The sequence below is a fragment of the Crenobacter cavernae genome, from assembly GCF_003355495.1.
Taxonomy (GTDB): domain Bacteria; phylum Pseudomonadota; class Gammaproteobacteria; order Burkholderiales; family Chromobacteriaceae; genus Crenobacter; species Crenobacter cavernae.
Genome location: NZ_CP031337.1, coordinates 2,479,062 through 2,500,479 on the forward strand (window position 1 = coordinate 2,479,062; position 21,418 = coordinate 2,500,479).

At 65.8% G+C, this 21,418-nt stretch carries 22 protein-coding genes and 2 pseudogenes; 15 read left to right on the top strand and 9 right to left on the bottom strand.

Features of this window, described 5'->3' with window-relative positions:
* Positions 1-293: 293 nt before the first annotated feature.
* The 11 genes and pseudogenes from DWG20_RS12060 (at position 294) to DWG20_RS12100 (ending at position 10,767) form a co-directional block, all read left to right on the top strand.
* On the top strand, positions 294-3,275 hold the full coding sequence (locus tag DWG20_RS12060) for a hypothetical protein (protein WP_115434050.1): 2,982 nt from the start codon (positions 294-296) through the stop codon (positions 3,273-3,275).
* Between the two features lie 2 nt (positions 3,276-3,277).
* Positions 3,278-3,517 (top strand): hypothetical protein, encoded by a 240-nt coding sequence (locus DWG20_RS12065; RefSeq protein ID WP_115434051.1) that lies wholly within the window; start codon positions 3,278-3,280, stop codon positions 3,515-3,517.
* Positions 3,518-3,768: 251 nt separating this feature from the next.
* On the top strand, positions 3,769-5,796 hold the full coding sequence (locus DWG20_RS12070) for a YrhB domain-containing protein (RefSeq protein WP_115434052.1): 2,028 nt from the start codon (positions 3,769-3,771) through the stop codon (positions 5,794-5,796).
* Between the two features lie 35 nt (positions 5,797-5,831).
* Complete coding sequence (groEL, locus tag DWG20_RS12075) at positions 5,832-7,550, top strand: chaperonin GroEL (protein ID WP_115434053.1); 1,719 nt, start codon at positions 5,832-5,834, stop codon at positions 7,548-7,550.
* A gap of 6 nt (positions 7,551-7,556) precedes the next feature.
* A pseudogene (locus DWG20_RS16755) lies at positions 7,557-7,613 on the top strand (zinc-ribbon domain-containing protein); the annotation flags it as partial.
* 54 nt (positions 7,614-7,667) lie between these two features.
* On the top strand, positions 7,668-8,264 hold the full coding sequence (locus tag DWG20_RS12080) for a DNA polymerase III subunit beta family protein (RefSeq protein WP_425451613.1): 597 nt from the start codon (positions 7,668-7,670) through the stop codon (positions 8,262-8,264).
* Positions 8,222-8,383 carry a hypothetical protein gene (locus DWG20_RS16760; protein ID WP_425451614.1) on the top strand — a complete coding sequence of 54 codons (162 nt, stop codon included), beginning with the start codon at positions 8,222-8,224 and terminating at the stop codon, positions 8,381-8,383. The genes DWG20_RS12080 and DWG20_RS16760 overlap by 43 nt, the downstream gene beginning before the upstream one ends.
* Positions 8,384-8,430: 47 nt before the next feature.
* Positions 8,431-8,676: a hypothetical protein gene (locus DWG20_RS12090; RefSeq protein WP_115434056.1), complete on the top strand. Its 246-nt coding sequence runs from the start codon at positions 8,431-8,433 to the stop codon at positions 8,674-8,676.
* 19 nt (positions 8,677-8,695) lie between these two features.
* Positions 8,696-8,848 (top strand): annotated as a pseudogene (locus tag DWG20_RS16765) (zinc-ribbon domain-containing protein); the annotation flags it as partial.
* 117 nt (positions 8,849-8,965) lie between these two features.
* Positions 8,966-9,625, top strand: coding sequence for an ankyrin repeat domain-containing protein (locus DWG20_RS12095; RefSeq protein WP_245944718.1), 660 nt, complete (start codon positions 8,966-8,968; stop codon positions 9,623-9,625).
* A 92-nt stretch (positions 9,626-9,717) separates the two neighbouring features.
* Positions 9,718-10,767, top strand: a complete 1,050-nt coding sequence (locus DWG20_RS12100; protein ID WP_115434058.1) for a zinc-ribbon domain-containing protein — start codon at positions 9,718-9,720, stop codon at positions 10,765-10,767.
* A gap of 218 nt (positions 10,768-10,985) precedes the next feature.
* On the opposite strand, the gene msrB is transcribed toward DWG20_RS12100, so the two are convergent.
* Both msrB and DWG20_RS12110 read right to left on the bottom strand, forming a co-directional pair.
* Positions 10,986-11,390, bottom strand: a complete 405-nt coding sequence (msrB, locus tag DWG20_RS12105) for a peptide-methionine (R)-S-oxide reductase MsrB (protein ID WP_115434059.1) — start codon at positions 11,388-11,390, stop codon at positions 10,986-10,988.
* Between the two features lie 58 nt (positions 11,391-11,448).
* The gene (locus tag DWG20_RS12110; protein WP_115434060.1) at positions 11,449-12,090 is read right to left on the bottom strand and encodes a histidine phosphatase family protein; all 642 of its coding nucleotides are present in this window, start codon (positions 12,088-12,090) and stop codon (positions 11,449-11,451) included.
* Between the two features lie 67 nt (positions 12,091-12,157).
* Between DWG20_RS12110 and crcB the strand changes: the two genes are divergently transcribed.
* Positions 12,158-12,538: a fluoride efflux transporter CrcB gene (gene crcB / locus DWG20_RS12115; RefSeq protein ID WP_115434061.1), complete on the top strand. Its 381-nt coding sequence runs from the start codon at positions 12,158-12,160 to the stop codon at positions 12,536-12,538.
* On the opposite strand, the gene DWG20_RS12120 is transcribed toward crcB, so the two are convergent.
* From DWG20_RS12120 to DWG20_RS12140, 5 genes are all read right to left on the bottom strand, one after another.
* Positions 12,531-13,436: an AEC family transporter gene (locus DWG20_RS12120; protein ID WP_245944719.1), complete on the bottom strand. Its 906-nt coding sequence runs from the start codon at positions 13,434-13,436 to the stop codon at positions 12,531-12,533. The two genes, crcB and DWG20_RS12120, sit on opposite strands and share 8 nt — an antisense overlap.
* An 81-nt stretch (positions 13,437-13,517) precedes the next feature.
* Positions 13,518-14,864: a deoxyguanosinetriphosphate triphosphohydrolase gene (locus DWG20_RS12125; protein WP_115434063.1), complete on the bottom strand. Its 1,347-nt coding sequence runs from the start codon at positions 14,862-14,864 to the stop codon at positions 13,518-13,520.
* 110 nt (positions 14,865-14,974) lie between these two features.
* The gene (locus tag DWG20_RS12130) at positions 14,975-15,181 is read right to left on the bottom strand and encodes a glycine zipper 2TM domain-containing protein (protein ID WP_115434064.1); all 207 of its coding nucleotides are present in this window, start codon (positions 15,179-15,181) and stop codon (positions 14,975-14,977) included.
* A 96-nt stretch (positions 15,182-15,277) separates the two neighbouring features.
* Complete coding sequence (locus DWG20_RS12135; RefSeq protein ID WP_115434065.1) at positions 15,278-16,372, bottom strand: AI-2E family transporter; 1,095 nt, start codon at positions 16,370-16,372, stop codon at positions 15,278-15,280.
* The gene (locus DWG20_RS12140; protein ID WP_115434802.1) at positions 16,369-16,992 is read right to left on the bottom strand and encodes a class I SAM-dependent methyltransferase; all 624 of its coding nucleotides are present in this window, start codon (positions 16,990-16,992) and stop codon (positions 16,369-16,371) included. Before DWG20_RS12140 ends, DWG20_RS12135 begins: the two co-directional genes overlap by 4 nt.
* Before the next feature lie 188 nt (positions 16,993-17,180).
* Here DWG20_RS12140 and DWG20_RS12145 point away from each other — a divergent pair, with 188 nt between their 5' ends.
* Both DWG20_RS12145 and DWG20_RS12150 read left to right on the top strand, forming a co-directional pair.
* Positions 17,181-18,644 carry a sensor domain-containing diguanylate cyclase gene (locus DWG20_RS12145; RefSeq protein WP_181880908.1) on the top strand — a complete coding sequence of 488 codons (1,464 nt, stop codon included), beginning with the start codon at positions 17,181-17,183 and terminating at the stop codon, positions 18,642-18,644.
* Between the two features lie 60 nt (positions 18,645-18,704).
* Positions 18,705-19,187 carry an SRPBCC family protein gene (locus DWG20_RS12150; RefSeq protein WP_115434067.1) on the top strand — a complete coding sequence of 161 codons (483 nt, stop codon included), beginning with the start codon at positions 18,705-18,707 and terminating at the stop codon, positions 19,185-19,187.
* Between the two features lie 80 nt (positions 19,188-19,267).
* Here DWG20_RS12150 and DWG20_RS12155 read toward each other — a convergent pair whose 3' ends face one another.
* Both DWG20_RS12155 and DWG20_RS12160 read right to left on the bottom strand, forming a co-directional pair.
* Positions 19,268-20,167 (bottom strand): dienelactone hydrolase family protein, encoded by a 900-nt coding sequence (locus DWG20_RS12155; RefSeq protein WP_115434068.1) that lies wholly within the window; start codon positions 20,165-20,167, stop codon positions 19,268-19,270.
* A gap of 42 nt (positions 20,168-20,209) precedes the next feature.
* Positions 20,210-20,854 (bottom strand): hypothetical protein, encoded by a 645-nt coding sequence (locus DWG20_RS12160; protein ID WP_115434069.1) that lies wholly within the window; start codon positions 20,852-20,854, stop codon positions 20,210-20,212.
* Between the two features lie 219 nt (positions 20,855-21,073).
* On the opposite strand from DWG20_RS12160, the gene bamE reads away from it, so the two are divergent.
* Complete coding sequence (gene bamE / locus DWG20_RS12165) at positions 21,074-21,364, top strand: outer membrane protein assembly factor BamE domain-containing protein (RefSeq protein WP_115434070.1); 291 nt, start codon at positions 21,074-21,076, stop codon at positions 21,362-21,364.
* The last annotated feature ends 54 nt before the right edge of the window (positions 21,365-21,418 follow it).

Here is a 21,418-nt window from a genome sequence, read left to right on the forward strand (position 1 = left end):
GGCGGCATTGCCGTCATCCGGTGCGTGCGGGCTGAGCCGAGGCTTGCAACCTGAGCGTTTGTGCTTCGGAAATTCCCGCAACGTGGCGTGACCTTCATGGCACCTATCACAACCGTACTCTTTCTCGGTCGGTTCGTGCACCACCCCGAGGCGACTCGCGACTCACCTGGCACGGATTGGCCGCTGACAAAAGGGATGGCCTTCGTGCAGCATTGCGTCTCGCCGCTAAAAGTCAGACGAGACAAAACGGCCATCGCGACAGAGCGGCAGGTCCAGCTGATCGGAGAAGACGCATGGGCATGACGGGCCAGGAGTCTGCGCGTCAAACCCAGGTTCCCCAAGACCTTGGTGCTTTCGTTCGCGTCGTCACCGAGTGGCTGAGCCGCAATGCCCGGGCAGCGTTCACCTCTGCCGTCGTTGGTGCCGCTCTTGGTTATGCAATAAACGCGCTCCTGCTCATCTTTGTCTACGGTGGCCACCAGGTGGCGCCCGGCGCTCTTGCGTTCGGACAAGGCAACGCCTTGTGGGGCTCGCTCGGCTTCGCCCTCGGCGGCATGGTGATCGGCGGATTGGCGGGCTACTGGCGCACGGTCGGCACTCAACGCTTTTTTCATGATCTGAGCGAATTCCCCGCCGCACTCGGCCTCATTTTCAAACGGGACGGAGAGGCCGCTCGCGTTCACCTGCTGTGGGGAGCGGCCGTCAGCCTGGTTGCCGCAACCCTGGTCTCGCCCTGGGTCGGCCTCTTCCTCGCTGCGGGCCTGATGTCGTCGCTGCCCTCGATCCTGGGGCGACTGGTTTCGGCGCTGCTGCTTCGCCTGTGGTCGGATCTCGTCCGGCACGCCGCTCCGTCCCGAAGCCGGCACCCGGTGGGCGTGCCGGGGGTGACGGTCGGCTTGCTTGGCGGCGCCCTCGCCCTTTGCGTAGGCTTCGTTCTCCCCGGAGCCCTGCCCAAGCTCGCTTTCGCGGCGGCTTGCGCGATCGCGGCGCTGATACTGTCCCGTCGAATCCCTCCCAGCGCAGCCGCGCTATTAGCATTCGTGGAACTCGCATGGCTTGCGCTTGGCTTTATCGATCCTGCCTTCGCGCAACGATGCGTGCCGGGCGAGTGCGTGCCGGGCGAGATGGGGGCTTGGAGCGGAGAAGCCCACCACGGCGCGACAGTGGACGTGCCGGCGGTGCTCGGGCAGTCGGTCGGCGGCGGTCTCGCGGCCGGCTTAGGCGCAGGGCTCGGTGCCGGCGTCGGCAGCGTGCTCGGCGCGCCGATGGCGGGCGCCGGCGGCGGCAGCGGTCCGGAGCCCAAAGCCCCCCCATCGCGAGGCGAGACCGGGTTTGCGCCGCCGGACGGGTTGGCGACCCCACCGACAGTCCCCGATCATGACGACACGATGCCTCCACCCGATCTGCCGTGGACGGGCGACGCGCCGCTCACCACGCCCGCCGTACTCGATGGCGCGGGTGACCTGCCCGATCCCGACCTGCCTTGGCGCGTGCCCGACACGACGGTTACCGATGATGACGTCACAATACCTCCGCCCGATCTTCCGTGGACGGGCGACGCGCCGCTCACCGCATCGGCCGTGCTCGATGGCGCGGGCGACCTGCCCGATCCGGATTCCCCCTGGCTGACGCCGGACACCATCGGCGACCTGCCCGACCCATCCGGTGACCTGCCTGACCTCCCGGGGGCGACCACGATGGGTGACCTGCCCCCGGATCAAGCGCCCGGTGCCGGTGGCGAGCCAACGGCCGGGGCGCAAGGCAGGACGGCTGCCGAGCCGTTCCCGGGGCTTACCTGGTCGTTGGAGGACGACCACGCTGCGCAGGCCGAAGGGGCACAGCAAACCCTCGACTTGCTTGGCGGCATGTTGACGGACGTTTTCTGGAATATCCCGAAGGGGCTGGGCCAGCGCGCAATCGCTGGGGCACAGGCGGGGGGCGAGTTTTTGACCTCTCCCGGCCAACAGGTGCGCGCCGTCATCGCGCTTGCCAGAGGCGGCATCGCGTTGGGACGCTCGGCCTACTCGGGCGCGCGCGCGATAGGGGATGCGGTTGCGGACGCGATTGAGGATGCCACCACGCCCAGCAACTGGACGAATCTCGCTGGCGATCTCTGGCGCAGCCCCGGCGTGATCGTCGGCGACACGATAGGCGGCACGGTAACAGATACCGCCGCCATGGTGTGGAAAGGCCTGCACGGCGCTGTCGAGACCTCGTGGGACCGCCTGAAAGCCGCCGGCGACCGGACTCATGGGCGGGATGTCATCGACGGTCTCTGGGATGGGCTCGTCGGCGCAGCGATAGGCGTTACCACGGTCGAGGGGGTTATCAGCGGTGTCAGCGCGGCCACGGCCGGCGTGAGCAAGCTCGCCGGCGCGGCTAAGGGAGTCGCCGGGATTGGCGAGGCGGCGGCCCCGGCTTCCGGCATGCTGGGCGATGGCGTGGCGGCAGCCTCCGCCGCCGACGATGCCGCGCGGGCAGCGGCGCAGGGTTCCGGCCGTGGCGCCCAATTGGCGCAAGGTGCCGACGACATCAGCGCCTCCGGCGCGGCCTCCGCACTCGACGATACGGTGCCCCCGGGGCTGCCGGACAGCCCAGGCCCCGCCACTCCCCCTCCGGAAGCGCCAAAGGTCCCCGAGATCAAGCATCTCACCGACCAACAACAGATCGACCTATTGGACAAAGCTAACGCCTTGCTGGCGAAAGCAGAGGCCGCGGAACCGGCCATTACCCAGAGTATCCAAACCACCACGGAAGCGATGGGGGGCCAGATGGAGGGCTTGAAGGACCGCTTGAAGAGGCCGGGGTCCTTGGTGGAAAAGATTGCCAAGGATGCCACCCGAAAAGGCCTCAGTGTTGAGGCCGCGGCGGACAACATCGCTGACACGGTCCGTTACACCTCAATCTTCCCGCCGGAAAAGCTCGCCGACGGCACGGTGGCAGTCTTGAAGAAATTTGCAGACGAGGGATACCAGATTGTCGAATTGAAGAACACCTGGCCCGACGCATTGAAATCCTACAAAGGGATCAATGCCCAATTGCGTAGCCCAACCGGGCAGTTAATGGAAGTGCAGTTCCATACGGCAGAAAGTTTGTGGGCCAAGGGCCCGGGTACTCACCACCTATTCGAAGAGATGCGAAAGCTTATTCCCGCCGATCGCTCTAATCCCGCATGGGCGCTGCTTGATGATGAGCAATGGAAAATCTCTAATGCGTTGGCACGCCCGGACAAAATTGACAAGATCCCGTCCATCCCGAAGAAGCAGGGGCCCTGACCATGTGGACGTACTACAAGCAAGACTACCCGAAGGGTGAGTGGGTGATCTTTAGGGAAGACAATGGCCTTAACCCGCAGGTCTACCATCGCCAGCAAGGCTGGCGGCCCGACAGCGAGCTGCTCATCGATCTTCGCATGGGCGAAATCGACGAGAGCAACATCATCAGCGAGGAGGAGGCTTTTCTGCTGATCGGGTCACTCATCAGCAACCGTGGACCAAGCGGCGATGAGAGTCCCTAGGGCGCGGCCGATGGTGAAGGCGTCAACCGATCGGAAACACTGAAACGCCACCCGCTCCCAAATGGTCACAGCCCCGAGATGGTCAATTGCCCAATTGCGGCGCGGCGAGCCCCGCGGGCAAAAAATTCTGCACGGAGCCAATGCCATCTGCTACACGAGAGTGCGGCAAGAGCCGCCATGGCGAGCGCGACGACCGCTTTCGCGACGCTTGGCCGGCGAGTGCAACTCACCAATCGAGGATTAGCCGTCTCATGGTCACCAAAGAGCAAGCGCGACGGTTGGTTGAAGCCGAGGTGTGCAATGACGAGATTGTCATTGTCGATGAGGCAACCATTGAAAAGCCCTGGGGGTGGGTGTTCTCTTATGCCTCCAAGACGTGGCTGGAAACAAAAGATCCCCGATACGCGATTGTGGGAAACGCGCCCATTATCGTCGAGCGGCAAAGTGGGAGGCTCATAGACACGGGCACCGCAATGCCTATCGAGCACTACATCGCGAATTATGAGCGTTGCGGCAACCCATACGGCCTGGACGCACCCGAAGAGTGGAGCGGCGAATTCGGCAAGGACGAGCTTTGCGATGCCCTGTTGAACGGCGCCGCGTCTTGGAACGCGCTGTCGCCGTTTGCCGAGGATCTGGATGCTCGTAGACAGTCAGTTGGCATGTCGGACGGTCCATCCGTCCCTTCGCTACCGCCGAGCATCGCTGCCATCCTCGCAAGACCTGATCTGTGCATCACGCACCGGTTTGCCGGTGCATCGGTGCCCCCTGCCGTATTTTTCGCCTGCGCAAGCCATGCGGAGGGGCAGACGTTTGTCGTCGTCGCTCCCGAGCAGGACGGCCGATACGCCCTCCACGCCTTCGATTCGGCGGAGGCATACCTGGGCTGGTGGTTTTTCCGACTCTCGAGTGCATCGGATCGCGCTATTTCAAACGATCTGCCGCCGACGCTGCCCTTGCCAGCGTTCGTCTATGCGCTGCATGCCGTCGACGCGTACCGGCGGGCGAAATATCAGAGTGCGCTGAGCTACGGCGCGGCGGATTCGCTTCGCGTCGGGCAGACGGAGTTCATTGCCACCATGCGCGACGCGATTGCTCGCCGCGATCTGCGCTGGTTGCTTCCCGCCTTCATCCAGCTTGCGCCGGGCGTTGCCACGCTGCTGAAGGAGACGCCGATCGAACAGCTGGCCGTCCTGCAAGACGCCAAATTCCTGCTTGCACAGCACGATCAGGACGACGGTCGGGACGTTTTCTGCTTCGGCGACGCGGCCCAGAGGATGGGGAACGAGTTCATCGACGGCATCGGTGTCGCAGCCGGCTTCAGGTTCGAGGTGCTGACCGAGCTCGGCGCCTTGCCGCTGATCGAGGCCTTCCTGGCGCCGACCAGGCTCTCCAATCATCTGATCGAGCTCGAACCGGACGGCAGCGGTCTCGGCGTTGCCAAGCATCGCGCGCTGACGCAGCGGGAGCTCTATATCGCCCTCGCCGAGATGATCGCCGTCGCGCTGCTCCCCACCGCGCCCAAGGTCGCGTTGAAGCGCGCGATCCTCGCGACGGCCTCGACACAAGAGCAGCGCGACGAGGTCCTCGGAGTATCGAACGAACAGCGGGCGGCAGCGCCGGACGCCCGGCAGGCCTCGTCGCAGATCGTCTGCAGCCACTGCGGTCAAGCCAACCCGGCGACCATGAAGTTCTGCGGCCAGTGCGGAAGCCGGCTTTTAGCGGAGCCGAGTGTGTCTTCACCCTCCCCGGAACCGGGTACGCCGCCGGTCGAGCAAACCGGGAAGACGTCGACAATCGAGAGTGCAAACACCGCCCAGTCGGGCGAACCGGCGGCCGCTGCCGCTCCCGCCCGCACGGTCATGCCGCAATCGCTGACGAAATCGCCCACCTCGCCCGAGCAGCGGCTCACGGTACGAGGATGGTTCCGTTCGCTCAAACGCGCGGAGTCCCGGGACGCCATGGTTGAACTCGAAGACATTTGCGCGCTTGCCGCTGTACTCCGCCATGTGCGCGATCAAAAGCTTGTTCCCGAAGAGACATTTAAAGCGCTGCATGGCGCTCTGCGCGTCAAAGGGCCCGAGGACACCCTCTGGACGGTGGGATTGGGATCCTTGAGCTGGAGCCGGCTCGCAAACGGAAAATGGGAGCCGGCCGATCCGCCGGAATTCGCGTTTTTGGACGAGAAGACGTTGAGAGCGATGACGGCGATATCGTCACAGTCCACCGCGCTATTGCGACCTGACGGCACTCGCAAATCGAACGGGGCGACACCATAAGCCAGCCGTTGGCTCGAAACCTGGAGACTGAAGAGATGGCCCAAGCTCAAACCGGGGTAAGTATGGGCTCACGGGAAAACATGCTGGTCGGCATCAATGCGCTGACGGACGCGGTCGCGACCACTCTGGGACCCAGGGAGCTCAAGCACGGTCTTTCGGCGGAGAGCACGTTCTATTTCAATGACCCCCAGCAGAGCGCCGCGGCCCAATGGGTCCTCGAGGTCGCGACCACGATGTCGGCCATCGTCGGCGACGGTACCACCACCACGGCGATCCTGACACGCACTATGTATGCGCAGAGCCTACTCGCGCTCGCGCAGGGCCATGATCCCCAGAGCCTGAAGACCGGGATCGACCGGGCGGTGGACGCTGTCGTGAAAGCGCTGAGGAAACTGTCGCACCCCGTGCAGGAACCCAAGGAAATCGCCAGGGTGGCGACGATGGCGGCCGGCGCGGATGCCTCGCTTAGCGCCATTATCGACCGGGCTATGGCGCAGGTAGGGCCAGAGGGCGCGATCGCCGTCGGCGAGTCAGGGGAGCAGGAAACCACACTCGAAATAGTCACCGGCATGCGCTTCGACCGGGGTTATCGCTCGCCGTATTTCATCACCGACGTGGATCGGCGGGAGGTAGTGTTCGATTTCACCTATATCCTCCTGATCGATGGCAGGCTCTCGGAGGGGCCTGCGCTCATGCCAGTCCTGAACCAAGTGGTGCAGACAGGCCAGTCTCTCCTCGTGATCGCAGAAGACATCGACGGCGAGGCCCTGGCGACGCTCGTCGTCCAGAAGCTCACGGGCCAGGCCAAGGTTTGCGCCGTCAAGGCGCCTGGGTTCGGGGATCGCCGCAAGGCCATGCTGGCCGATATCGCCATCCTCACTGGCGGCCAGGTCATCTCAGGGACGACGGCGCTTATGAACGCCAGCTTTGCAGAGCTGGGGCAGGCGCGACGGGTGATCGTGGACGTTGACAACACCAGCCTTATCGAGGGCAGGGGTCCGGTACGCGCCATCGAGGCGCGGATCGCCGAGCTAGATACGGCTATCGCTCAGAGCCGTAGCGACTACGACATCGAAAAAATACGGGAGCGCAGGGCCAAACTGGTCACCGGCGTCGCCGTCATCCACTGCGGGACAGCCTCCGAAGCCGACATGAAAAACACGCGAGCGCTCTTGGATGACGTGCTCAACGCCATCGAAGCCGCTAAAGAGGAAGGCACGGTGCCTGGCGGAGGCGTGGCCCTGATTCGCGCGCAGGCGGCGCTGGATGGCCTGCCGATGAATAACGAGGCAGAACAAGCCGGCGTCGAGGTCGTACGCCAAGCCCTGGAGGAGCCGTGCGGCTGGATTGCCAGCAATGTCGGCGTGGACCGTGCGGTGGCGCTGGACACGATCAAGAGCGCTCACGGCGCACACGGCCTCAATGCTGCCACACACCGGTATGAGAATTTGACGCGGGCCGGCATCGTCGACCTCACCAAGGCCGTCCGCATCGCTTTGGAAACCGCTGCGTCCGCAGCATGGCTGCTGTTGACCGACGATAGGGTTTTGACGCAGTCGAAGCCAATAGTTGGTCCAGCCGGCCCATCAGCGGCACCCAGCGCGACGGCGTCCCACGTGGAGGTGCCATCCTGTCGCGCCTGCGGGAAGCCGATGCGACCAGGAGAAAAGTTCTGCACGTCCTGTGGGGCGAAGGCGGTCCTTGCCGACTCGACGGTGGCGCCAGGCGCGGGGGCGGTCCGCGCCCAGGAGTAGCCCTGTCCAGCCTGCGGGAAGCCGTTGCGAGCGGGCGCAAAATTCTGCACCTCCTGTGGGGCGAAGTGCACTCCAGCCGCATCACCGGCGGCTGAAAGCGCGGCTATTTCATTCGAGCTGCCGCAAACTGCGCTGAAGAGAATGCTCGCGATGGTGCAGTACGCCATGGGGACAGACGTAGTAGGGCCACGGGAGGTCTTGAACGGGCTGCTGATGGTCGTCGATTCGCGCGAACTGCGGGTCATTGCGACCGACGGTCATCGTCTAGCGATGGCAACGCATCCGGTAAGCGCCCAAGAGGCGATCAGTCAGAAGATTGTGCTTGCGCGCAACACGGTCGTCGAACTGATGGAGTTGCTCGCCCAGCGCGACACCCCCGTCGCCATCGATATCTCGCCGCGCCAGGTTCGCTTCCGGGTCGATGGAAGGTCATCGGCGTCTGAACCGGTCGACCGCGAGTTTCCCGACTACCAGAGCTTCATCTCGAGTCATCGCGCGAATGTTATGCGCATCAATAGGCAAGCCCTCGCGCAGGCGCTGAAACGCACGAGCCGCGACGAACCCTGCGGTGTGCAGTGGGTGCTCAACGAGAACAGTCTGGTCCTCAGCCGAGCGGACGCGAATCCCCGGGAGCGCAAGAAGAGCTGCCAATCATCTACCACGGGGCCGCCCTGCGCGTCGGCTTCAATGCCCGGTATCTGCTCGATGCGCTGAACAGTCTGGATGGCGATGAGGTCGAGGTCGCGCTGGGCGATGCCCAGTCCAGCGCCTTGCTTACCCTTCCTGGTCGCCAGGATTTCAAATATGTCGTGATGCCGATGCGCTTGGACTAGGCGACAGCTTAGTGTCGGTCAACAGGCGTGGTCGCGGGTGAGCCCTCATGAAAAGGCGCTTCAAGCAATGCCTGAGCTGCTTGTCGGCGGCAGCGGATGTGTACACGGTTCCGCTTGCCGCCGCGGTGATCGGCTGGCTGATCGGCGCAGAATTCGCGCTTCAGATGCTCGACTGGATCGGTTTCGAACCCAGTTCTCGCCTGGCCTTGGCCGAGTCAGCGCTTTTCGTGTATGGCACGCAGATGGCCATAGCTGCGCTTCTGTTCGTCATCGCCAAGCGCTACTTCGCTTAGGAAGGGGAGATTTCGTCGTATGAGATGCGAGAAATGCCAGTCGGAGCTCAGCCCAGACGCGCGCTTTTGCAGTGCCTGCGGGCACCCTGTAACCGCGGTCGCCACGCTGCCTTCCGATTCGGTGGTCTGCCCAGCCTGCGGCTCCAGGCGGCCGGCCGACGAGCGTTTTTGCGGCGAATGTGGGCAAGCCCTACAAAGTGCTGCGCCGCAGTCCCAACCACCAGCCCCAAGCCCGGGCGCGAATGCGAATGCGAAGCGTCGCCGTTGGCCATACGCGTTGGCAGCCATCGTGAGCATCGTAGTGCTCGGCGGGCTGGGTTTCATGGGCTATAGGGTTTTCCTAGGGTATTTCTCAGGCGCGTTGGCAACAATCGTGAGCATCGCAGTGCTCGGCGGGCTGGGTTTCATGGCCTATAGGTTTTTCCCAGGGCATGGGTATTTCTTAGGCGCGTTGGCAACCATCGCGGGCATCGCCGTGCTCGGCGGGCTGGGTCTCATGGGGTACCGGTTTTTCCTGGAGCAGAAAGAGGAGCCGTTTGCCTATTATCTGCCGGAGGAAAATACGCCGGAGGAGCGTTTCCTTGCCGCTGCACGGATGGGTGAAACCGCCGCGATAAAATCATTCTTGGCCGACGGGATGGACCCTAATCTAAGAAGCGGGCCTGACGAAATGACGGCCTTAATGGTGGCGGCGACATTCGGCGAGACCGAGGCGGTACAAGCTTTGATCGCCGGCGGGGCCGATGTGAATGCGCAGATGGGCGCCGGTTGGACTGCCTTGAAGTGGGCGGCATTCAATGGACGCACCGAGACGGTGCAAGCCCTGATTGCCGCCGGGGCCGATGTGAATGCGAAAGGGTATCGTGGTCACACCGCCCTGATCGCTGCCAGAGCGAATGGGCACACGGAAGTCGTGCGTATTCTCCAAGAGGCCGGCGCCAAGGAATAATGCTGTGGGCGAACAGCCGGCAGACCGCCGTCGCGGCGCTCATGTTTTTCAGCGCACGACGCTACCGCTCTTAACGGAAGGAGGTACTTCCCATGAAATGTACCCATTGCCAGTCCGAGCTGCGCCCGGGCGACCGTTTTTGTGGCGAGTGCGGACATCCCATAGCAGCGGCTGCCGCATCAGCCCTTCGGCAGCCCGAACGCCTTACTGATACCCCTGGCGAAATCCGCCGCTTCGAGGGGCATCAGGATGAGGTGGTAAAGGTGGCCTTCTCGGCAGACGGCCGCCAGGCCGTTTCTGCAAGCAAGGACGGCGTGATTCACGTCTGGGACGTGGAGAGCGGGCGAAACCTTCGGCGCTTGCTCGGCACGGGACCGATTTCAACCGTAGCCCTCTCGGCCGATGGCCGCCGCGCGCTCACTTTCGCCAGCGCCATGCACCTGTGGGACCTGGAGAGCGGGCAGGAAATCCGACGCTTCGCGGGGCAGGGGTACGTCATCAGTGCCGCCTTGTCGCCCGATGGTCGCCAGGCCCTCTTCGACGACAGGAACAACGCCATTCGCTTGTGGGATCTGGAGAGAGGGCGCGAACTGCGCTGCCTCGAGGGCCATACGAGTCCGGTAGAGTGCGTGACCTTCTCGCCGGATGGGCGCTATGGCCTGTCGGGCGCCATGGAGCCTGACTACGCTCATGCGGTCATCCTGTGGGACCTGGAGAGCGGACGCGAACTGCGTCGCCCAGAGCGATTGATGACGCTGGCTGCCGACGTTGCCTTCTCACCGGATGGCCGCCGTGCTCTTGCCGGCACCTTGGATTGCAACGTGTACCTGTGGGAGGTGGAGAGTGGTTACGAGCTTCGCCATTATGAAGGGCACGCGGGCAATGTCTTCTGCGTCGCCTTCTCGCCGGACGGCCAGCGTTTCCTCTCAGGCAGCGGCACTGACGCCTACGACGACGAGATGTTGAGTGACTTGGGCGTCGATAACACGGTTCGCCTCTGGGACGCGGAAAGGCAGCGTGAGATCCATCGTTTCGAAGGGCATCAGGGCAACGTCAATTGCGTGGCCTTTTCTCCCGATGGCCGCTACGCCCTCTCCGGCAGCAGCGATAAGACCGTGCGCCTCTGGAGCCTTCCGAAGTAAGCCAGTTTTCGTGTCGTCGCGAATCGGAACCTCGTAATGGCGACGTCATTGAATCAGCCTTCGACTGCGATTGGGCAGTTGCTGATATGCGCCTTGGTATTGTCAGACTGACGGATCAAGCTCAAGGTGGGAGAGCTTTCAAAGCGCATACGATCCCAGTGTAGCCATTCACTCCCCCGGCACTGCGGTGTGTGTTCTCTTGGGTGACGACACCTGCACTACAACTCACGCGCCGGGCTGAACGTGAGCGCCAGCGAATTGATACAGTAACGTTCGCCCGTCGGCTCGGGGCCGTCGGGGAAGACGTGGCCCAGGTGGGCGTCGCAGCGCGCGCAACGCACCTCGGTGCGGATCATGCCGTGGCTGGTGTCGCGGATGCGCGTAATGCTGTCGGGGACGGCTTCTTCCCAGAAGCTCGGCCAACCGCAGCCGGCGTCGAACTTGGTGTCGGAGTGGAACAGCAGCGCGTCGCAGCAGACGCAGTGGTAATCGCCGCTTTCGGCGCGCCGGTAGTATTCGCCGGTGAACGGGCGCTCGGTGCCGGCCTCGCGTGTCACGTGGTATTGGTCGGGGCTCAGTTGGGCGCGCCATTCGGCGTCGCTCCTGACGATCTTGTCGCTCATTGTAGGATCCTGGAAAGTTCGGGATGACGTCCGGTTGGCCGCGGTGCGTCCCGCTAGCTTACAGCTCGTCGTGCGCGCCTTCGAGGTGGCGGGTGTCGGCCCAGGCTTCGAGTTCCCATTCCCCATGCGCATAGCACAGCCAGTTGAACGCGGCGTTCGGCAGCGCGAAGTCGCGCGGGCTCGACAGCGCTGCGCCGCTGGCGAGCCGGTGCGCGACGTCGAGTACGCCGCCGTGGCTGACGACGAGGATGGTGCCGCCCGGGTGGCGCCCGGCGAGCGTGGCCAGCGCGTCCTCCACGCGGCCGGACAGCGTTTGCAGGCTTTCGCCGCCGGCCGGGGTGAAGTCGGGCACGCGCGCCTTGAGCCGGAGGTGGTCGTCGGGGTAGCGTGCGGCGATCTCGTCGTAGGTTAGCCCCTGCAGCCGGCCGTAGTGCCGCTCGCGTAGCGCGCTGAAACTCTGCGCCGGCAGCGACAGCGCGTTGGCGGCCGGTTCGGCGGTCTGGCGCGTGCGGGTGAGGTCGCTGGTGTAGATCGCGTCGAAGCGGTGGCGGTGGGCGAGGTGTTTCGCGACTTCGCGGGCCTGTGCATGGCCGCGCGCATTGAGCGGGCGGTCCAGGTGGCCCTGTATCCGGCGTTCGGTGTTCCAGTCGGTTTCGCCGTGGCGGATCAGGCAGAAGCGGGTAGGATATTTATGGTGCATGGCACCATTCTAGCAACGGGTTTTATGTTCTGCCGGGATAAAACCCGGCAGGCTTTAAGGGGCAAGAATGCAGTTCTGGATGGCGCTGGCAGTATTTTGCGGGGCGGGGGTAGGGGCGCTCGCGCGCTGGGCGGCGACGCTACGCTTCAATCCGGTGTGGGAGCCGCTGCCGCTGGGCACGCTGCTGGTCAACCTCGCCGGCGGCTATCTCGTCGGCGTGGCGGTGGTGGTGTTCGGCCACCACGCCGACTGGCCGGCCGAATGGCGTCTGGCGGCGATTACCGGTTTTCTCGGCGGCTTGACGACTTTTTCCACCTTTTCGAGCGAGGTCGTCGGCCAGCTGATGCGCGGCGAGGCAGGGCTCGCGCTGCTCACCGCCGGTCTGCACCTGGCCGGCTCGCTGCTGCTGACCTGGCTCGGCATCGTCACCGCGCGCGCCTTCATCTGAGCGCGATCCACAGCCCCATCGGGACGAACACCAGGCTCGCAAGGTTGCCGATCAAGACGATGGACGCCATCCGGTCCGGCTCCTGCCGGTAGTGTTCGGCCATCAGGAAATTCAATACCGCCGGCGGCAGCGCGCCGAACAGATACATCAGGCTCGCCTGCAGCGGCGTCAGGTCGAGCCATGCGACCATCAACCAGCTTGCGGCCAGACCGGTCAGCGGGCACAGCACCGCGCCGAGCAGCCCCACTTTCCAGCCGGAAAAGCTCACGTCGACCATGCGCGCGCCGAGCGCGAACAGCATCAGCGGGATCGACACGTCGCCGAGCATCTTCACTGCCAGCATCAGCGAGTCGGGCAGCGCGAACTTGCTCAGCCCGCAGGCGACGCCGAGTGCGCTCGCGATCACGATCGGGTTGGTCGCGACGTGCTTGAGGCGGGTATTCCGGCTGAAGAAGTAGGCGCCGAGCGTGAAGTGCAACAGGTTGGACAGCGCAAACGGCACGACAAAAGCGTGAAAACCGTCGCGCCCGAACGCCAAGAGCGCGAGCGGCAGCCCCATATTGCCGTTGTTGTTGAACATCATCGGCGGCAACAGCGTGCGCGGGCTAACCTTGAACGCGCGCGCCACCGGCCACGCGATCAGGCCCGACAGCAGGATCACGCCGAGTGCGGCCGGCAGCAGCCGCCACTGCGAAGCAAGGTCGAAATCGCGGGCGGCGAGCACCGAGAATACGAGGAGCGGCACGCACACCTGCATGTTCAGGCGGTTCATGGCGGTCAGGTCGGGCCGGGTCTTGCGGCTGTACAGCCAGCCGATCAGCACGATCGCAAGGACCGGCAGGATGATGGTGAGGATGCGTGCGAGCATGCGGGAGGGGCGGTTCGGGAAAGCGGGCATTGTCCTTGAGCCTGCCGCGGCTGCCAAGGTTGGCCGAGGGGAGGGCGCAGCAGGCTCGGCCAACGTTGGCCGAGCCCTGCGCTATAGGATGCCGACGCCCGAGATCTCGCGCGCGAGGCTGGCGGCGGCGTTGTCGGTCATCGCGCCGACGTAGTCGAGCACCTTCATGTAGGCCGGATACAGCGCGTCGGAATCGGCGATCGGCGTGTCCGCCATCAGTCCGAGCGCCAGCGTGTGGCGCGCCGACAGCCGCTCGCCGCGCACCTTGGACGACACCGCCGGCACCAGCACGTCGAGCAGCGTCGTCAGGCACGGGAAGGCGGCGATCTCGGTGACGAGCTTGGTGCGGTGGCGGTACACCTTCTGGCTGGCGAGCCGCTTCGCTTCGAGCAGCGTCTCGCGGATCTCCGGCGCGCACACGTCGATCAGGTCCTTGCCCTGGAAGGCACCGGCCAACAGCGTGTCCTGGTGCAGCATGAACTTCTCGGCCACCTCGGCGACGCAGCGGCCGATCGCCATGCCGCGCAGCATCGCGCATTTCTGACGGACGCTCGTCGTGGCCCACAGCTTCTCGACCTCGGCGAACTTGGAGAACAGCTTCTCGAACTCGGAATAATCGAGGATGCCGATCTCGACCGCGTCCTCGAGGTCGAGGATGGCGTAGCAGATGTCGTCGGCGGCCTCCATCAGGTAGGACAGCGGGTGGCGCGCCCACTGCTCGGGCCCGCGCGCGATCAGGCCGAGCTCGTCGGCGACGCGGCCGAAGTACGGCAGCTCGGCCTGGTAGATGTTGAACTTGTCGCGCACGAAGGCCGGCTCGGCGCTGGCGGTCCACGGGTACTTGATCAGCGCGCCGATCGCGGCGGCGGTCAGCCGCATGCCGCCTTCCGTCGCGTACATCTCGAGCGTGGCGAGCATCCTCAGGCTGTGCGCGTTGCCCTCGTAGGTCTGGATGTCGCGCTTTTCGGCCGGGTTGAGGCCGTCGAGCAGCGCCGCGTGGCGCTCGTCGCGGAACCAGTCGCGCAGCGCGTCCTCGCCGGTATGGCCGAACGGCGGGTTGCCGATATCGTGCGCGAGGCACGCCACCTGCACCACTGCGCCGATGTCGAACGGCGTGGTGCCGGCCGGCAGCAGCGCCGCGTGCTCCATCATCGCGCCGACCCGGTTGCCGAGGCTGCGCCCGACGCTGGCGACCTCGACGCTGTGCGTCAGCCGGTTGTGCGTGTGGTCGTGCTGCGCGAGCGGGTGGACCTGCGTCTTGCGCCCGAGGCGCCGGAACGCGCTCGAGAACACGACGCGGTCGTGGTCGATGTGGAAGTCGCTGCGGAGCCCCGGCGCACCCTCGCTGGTGGCCGGGGTGCGGGTCGGCCGTACGTCGCCGTCGACCTGCTTGAATCGTTGGGCGGAGAGCAGGCGCTCCCAGTGCATTGCGCTCATGACGGGTAGGAAAAGTGACGCGATGCGCCTATCTTAACGCGCGGCGGGCAAAACAAAAGCGCGGACGTGAAGCCCGCGCTTGTCGCTTACGTCAGGGAAACCTATTTCCTGATCTGGTTGCCGATCACGCCGCCCACCGCGGCGCCGCCCACCGTGCCGACGGCGTCGCCGCCGGTGAGTACCGAACCGAGCACCGCCCCGCCCGCCGCACCGATTGCCGTGTTGCGCTGGCGATCGGTCATGTTGGAACAGCCGGCCATCACGCCGGCCATCAGGATTGCCACGGTAATGGTTTTCGCCGCTTGCATCGTCAACTCCCTCATCGAGTGGCAGTACACGCTTTAAGAATGGCGGATTTTGGGCAAAGTTCCTGCTTTTGGCCGGTACGGCTTTGTTAAGGATTCTTAATCGGGCGACTCTTCCGCCGCCTCGTCGACCGTCGCGGCAGGCGTTTCCTGCTGCAGCCAGCGCCCGAAGACGCTGTAACCGACCGCCAGCACCGTCGGTCCGAGGAAGAGGCCGATCATGCCCCAGGCCAACAGGCCGCCGATCACGCCGAGGAAGATCAAGGGCAGCGGCAGGCCGGCGCCCTGGCTGATCAGGTAGGGCTTGAGGAAGTTGTCGATGTTCTGCACCAGCAGCGCGCCCCACAGGCCGAGGAAGATCGCGTAGCCGGTGTCGCCGCTGTAGAACAGCCAGATCGTCGCCGGCACCCAGACGAGCAGCGTCGGCAGCTGCGCGATCGCGACGATGAAGCAGACGATGCCGAGCACCAGCGCGCCGGGCACGCCGCTGATCCAGAAGCCGATCAGCGCGAGCAGCGCCTGCACCAGCGCGGTGCCGACCACGCCGGTGGTGACGCCGCGCACGGTGCGCGCGACCAGTTCGGGCAGCTCGCCGCCCATGCGGCCGCCGAGGCGCGCGACGATGCGCTCGAAGACATCCCACAGCGGGTCGCCGTAGGCGAGCAGCACGCCCGACAGAATGACCGCGATCACCAGTTCCAGCAGACCCTTGCCGAACGCCGCGCCCTGGCCGAGCGTCCAGAGGGCGGCCTCGTTGATATAGGGCTTGAGTCTGGCGAACAGCGTCGTGAGGTCGGAGTGTGTGCTCTGCCACAAGTCGGACAGGCTCTGGCCGACGAAGGGCAGCGAGGTTAGCCACGCGGGTGGGGGCGGCAGGCCGATGCCGATGAGGTCGGACACCATGCGCGTCGCCTGCGGGACCGCGTCGGCGAGCGTCAGCACCATCAGCGTCAACGGCGCGATCAGCGCCAGCGCCAACGCGAGCACGACGGTCAGCGCGGCGGTCTTCTTGCGTCCGCCGAGCCTGTCGCGCAGCCAGACGAACACCGGCCACGCCGACAGCGCGATGATGCCGGCCCAGGTCAGCGCGCCGAGAAACGGCAGGATGACGCGAAAGCAGGCGAGGGTCAGGAGGGCGATGGCCGCGGTACGGATCATTACGTCGTAGGGCAGCGGGCGGGGTGACTGGCTCATCGGGCGGCCTCTTCGGGTTTTCGGGCGACGATCTGCAGCACGGCGGCCAGGCCGGTGTGCAGCCGGCCTTCTACGACCGGCCGCTCGACCTCGGCCAAGCTGATGAATTCGAGGCCGGCCAGTTCCTCGCGCAGCGCGTCCGGTTCGTACAAGAGGTCGACTTCCTTCGGGCCGCCGGTGCCGAAGGCCAGCTGGCGCGGCGTATAGCCTTCGAGCAGCAGCACGCCGCCCGGTTTCAGCGCGGCGACCGCGTCGCGCAGCACGCCGGCGCGGTAGCTCGACGGCAGATGGCAGAAGATCGCGACGATGCCGTCCCAGGCATCGGCTTCGAGCCGGTGGAATTCGAGGTCGGCGTGGACGGTGGCCAGCGTCACGCCGCGTTCGCGCGCCAGCGCCTCGGCCTTGGCCAGGCCCGCCTCGGCGGCGTCGAGCGCGGTCACGTCAAAGCCTTGCTCGGCGAGAAACACGCCGTTGCGGCCTTCGCCGTCCCCCAGCGACAGCACGCGCCCGCCTGCCAGGATGCGGTGCGCCTCTTCGCGCAGGAAGTCGTTGGCTCGGGTGCCGTAGAGGTAGTCGGGGCTGGCAAAGCGCGGGTTCCAGAATGCGCGCGCGTCGGACATGGGCGTCTCTCGGTATTCAGGGTTGGCCGAGCTTATCACACCCGAATGACATGACGGCGCCGCGCGGCGACGGCGATCCCGAGGGATTGGACGGACCCGGCGCCCGGCCGTGCTCCGTGACGTCGCGCGGGTTCTATGCTGCAAGGACAGCGGCAGCGTTTGCCGTGCGTCCTCCGCGAGGCGTCCGTATGACCCGCTTCAATCGGCTGGCGATCGCGCTGGCCGGCCTCTTGACCGGTCTTTTGGTCGCGATGTTCCTCCTGTGGTGTTTCAACCAGAGCGCCCGCCTGTCCGCGCGGATGGCGCGCGAGCTGAAACTGTCGTACGACGCCTATTACGCCTTGAGCGTCGGCGTGATCGAGTCGCTCGACGACGAACTGCGCGCGCTGCGTTTTAGCCTGGCCGCGGCGCCGGCGCGCTTTGCGGACGAGCTGGCCGAACTGCGGCGGCGCCAGCCGCTGGTGGTCGACGCCGCCGCCTACGACGCGACGGGACGGCGGCTGGGGGCGGAGGGGGCCGGCGGGCTCGGCCAACCCTGGTTCGTCGGGCCGCGCCGCCGCCATGGCGACGCGCCCTATCTCGATACGGTGCGCCGCGCCGCGGACGGGCGCTGGCTGCTCGTGCTGAGCCGGCCGCGGATCGATGCGCGCGGTCGTTTCGACGGCGTGCTGCTGCACCTCGACGCCGCCGCCCTGTCGCAGCGTTTTGCGCGGCTCGCGCCGTGGCCGGGGGTGACCGCGCGCTGGCGTTACCTCGACGGCACGCTGATCGCCCAGGTGCCGCCGGCGCCGGAGGCGATCGGCGCGCACGGGCCGCGCCCCGATCCGCTTGCGCTGGATGCGGCGCGTACGATGACGGTCGACGCGGACAGCGACGAGCCGTGGCGCCTCGGCCCCTTGCCTGTCGGCGACTGGCCGCTGTTTCTCGACGTGGCCGCCCGGCGCGGCTCGGTCGACCGGCTGCTGATCCGCCAGTCGCTGACGGTGGGGGCGATCGGGCTGATGGCGCTGATCGTGGTGTGGGGGTTTCTGCTCGCGCTCGCGCGGCAGCATCGCGCCTTGCACCGGGCCAGCTCGGCGCTCGAACAGAGCTACCGCGAAATCCAGCTGCTGCACGAAAAACTCAAGGCGCGCGCGGTGCGCGACCCGCTGACCGGCACCTACAACCGCATCTATCTGGATGAGATGCTGCCCAAGGAGTTCGCGCGCGCCGAGCGCCAGGGCGAACCGGTGACCGTGGTCATGATCGACTTCGACCACTTCAAGCGCATCAACGACAGCTACGGTCACGTCGCCGGCGACGCGGCGCTCAGGAGGCTGGGCGAGCTCCTGACGCGCTGGGTGCGCGCGGGCGACATCGTCGGCCGTTACGGCGGCGAGGAATTCGTTGTCGTGTTGCCCGGTCTGAATCAGGAGGTGGCGGCGGTGCGCGCCGAACAGTGGCGCGCCGAGCTCGCGGCGACGCCGCTGGTGCTGCCGGGACTCGACGACGCGCTGACCGTGACCGCGAGTTTCGGCGTGGCCGCCTTCCCCGAGCATGGCAAAGAGGAGAGCCAGGTGCTCGAAAAGGCCGACCTTGCGCTTTACGAGGCGAAACGGCTGGGGCGCAACCGGGTCTGCCGTTACGGCGAGCCGGCCGGCGAGCACGCCTGAGGTTGGCCGAGCGGGGGCGTCCTGCTTTACACTTCGCCCCGAAGAATGAGGAGCCCGACAATGCAGTTCGAACATATCGTGTTGGTGAACGACCCGCGCGTGGACAGCGCGCCGCTGACGGTGGCGCAACTGTGGCGCGGCCTCTTGCGCCGTGCCGAAGACCCGATGAGCTTCATGGACCATCTAGAGCGCGCCACAGTGCTAGAGCGCGGTGCCGACTGGCTGCGCCGCGAGCTGGACTTCGGCCGCTTCACCGTGCGCGACACCATCCACCTCAAGCATGAGAAGGCGCTGCACTACGAGACCGAGCCGAACGATGCGCACGCCGGCGGCAGCCTGACCGTGACCATCGAGGAACCGGCGCCCGGCGTGCTGTGCGTGCGCTTCGCCTACCGGACCTCGCTGCCCGAGGTGCCGGCGCAGGAAGGCGGCGACGCCGAGGACAGCTATTACGTGCCGTGGGTGAAGTCGGCCTACCAGGAGACCGACGTCGACGCCATCCTGCGCATCCGCGAGCTGGCCGCCGCCGGCGAGCTGGGCTGAGACGCTAAAGGTTGGCCGAGCCTCGCGCTCGGTCATAAAAAAGGCCACCTTCGGGTGGCCTTTTGCTCGATGTGCAGCGCCTACGGTTTGACGCCGTAGCGTGCGAACCACGCGAGCATCCTCGCCCAGCCGTCCTTGGCCGCCTCCGCGTTGTAGTTCGGCCGGTAGTCGGCGTTGAAGCCGTGGTCGGCGTCCGGGTAGACGGCGATCTGGGACGGCGAGCCGGCCGCCTTCAGCGCGGCGCGCATCCGGTCGACCGATTCGGCCGAAATGCCCTTGTCCTGGCCGCCGTAGAGGCCGAGCACCGGCGCCTTCAGCGAGCCTGCGATGTCGACCGGGTGGCGAGGCGTGTTCGGCGCGCCTTCGCCGACCAGCCTCCCGTACCAGGCGACGGCCGCCTTCAGCTTAGGGTTGTGCGCGGCGTACAGCCACACGATGCGGCCGCCCCAGCAAAAGCCGGTGATCGCGATCCGGTTCGCGTCGCCGCCGTTCTTTGCGGTCCAGTCGGCGGTGGCGTCCAGGTCGCGCAGCACCTGTTCGTCGGGCACCTTGCTGACGAGCTTGGCGAGCAGGTCGGGAATGTTCGGGTAGAGGCGCGCGTCGCCCTGGCGGAAGTACAGTTCGGGGGCGATCGCGAGGTAGCCGGCCTTGGCGAGCCGCCGGCACAGATCCTGGATATGCTCGTGCACGCCGAACACCTCCTGCACCACCAGCACCACCGGCAGCGGCCCCTTCGGCCTGGCCGGCTGCGCGCGGTAGGCGGGCAGGATATCCTTGCCGACCGGGATGCCGACCGGGATGCCGACCGGGATGCCGACCGCGCCGACGGTGAGGCCGGCGGCGTCGGTCGCCAGCGTCGACGCGGCCACCGGCTGTACCGCCAGCGCGAAGCCGGATGCCATCAGCAGAGAGAGGAACTCACGGCGCGAGTTGTCGCGGCTAGCGTCGTCTTTCGACGTCAGGTCGTCCGGGTCCTGCATCGGTTTGGCCTCCGAAGAATCAGCGAAAAATCGGCCCAATGTTCAGCCTTGCTTGGCGTGGGCGATATGGGTTTCGACATCCTTCGGTTTATAGATGGCCTCGCCCGGGCTTGCATACACCTTGAGTTTGCCGCGGGTCAAGAGCCCGACCTCGAGTTTGCGGTTGGCGGTGTCGATCAAGAGGTAGGCGTTGGCGTCGCCGCCCTCGTGCGGCTTGTTGCCGGTCACATAGAGCACGCGGTCCTTCTCGAGCGGGCCGGATACCTGCATATACGATTCGAAGGTGGCGAAATCGCTGCCGAGCAGCTTTTTCAATTCGGGCGTGATCACGCTGTCGTCAAACAGATGGATGTCGGCTGGATACCGGCCGACCCGGGTCTCCAGCAGTGCCCATTGTCCGGCCGTCTTCGCGTCCTGCGCGGCGCCGATCACCGCGCCGAGCGGGCCGCTGGCGTCTTTCAGCCGCGCCTCTGCGCCAGCCTGCAGGTCCTTGGCCTGCGTTTTCAGGCTGTCCGCCTTGTTCTTCAGGTCGGCGACCGCCGCGCTCGCGTCGGCCAGCGCCTGGTTCGCGTCGGCGATGCTGTCCGACGCGTTCTTTTGCGCCTTTTCGACGTCTTCCTTGCCGCAGGCGGCGACGGCGAGGGTGGCGATGAGCAGGGTCACGGTCAGCGAAGGGCGTCGGGTCATGGGGGCGTTCCTCTAGGCGGAGTAAGGCAGGTTTTCAGTCTGGACGTTCGGCAGCAAAGTTCCACCCCGGCCGCGTCGACAAAGTCCTGTCGCCCGGCGTGGTCCTTGTGAAACCGAGGCCGATGGGGTCGGGCGATTTGTGAATGAATTTTGCCGTCGGCTCTGGCCGCCGGACGGATTTGCTATGCTGAAGGCCCGATATTTGTAAAAGGCTAGGGTATGAAAACATGGGCACGTCTTGGCGTCGCCGCGCTGGCGCTGGCGGTACTCGCCGCCTGCAGCAAGGTCACCCCGGCCAATTTTGACAAGATCAACAACGGCATGAAAAAGCAGCAGGTGGTCGAGATCCTCGGCGAGCCGAGCGAGTCGTCCGGCGCGAGCTTCCTCGGGCTGTCCGGCGGATCGGCGGTGTGGCGCGACGGCAAGACTTCCATCACCGTGCAGTTCATCAACGGCGAGGTGGTCGGCAAGACGCTCGACAGCGGCGAGAAAGGGACGAGCGCCTACTGAACCGCGCGCGCCGCCACGAAAAAGCTCGGCCAACCCTACAAGGTTGGCCGAGCT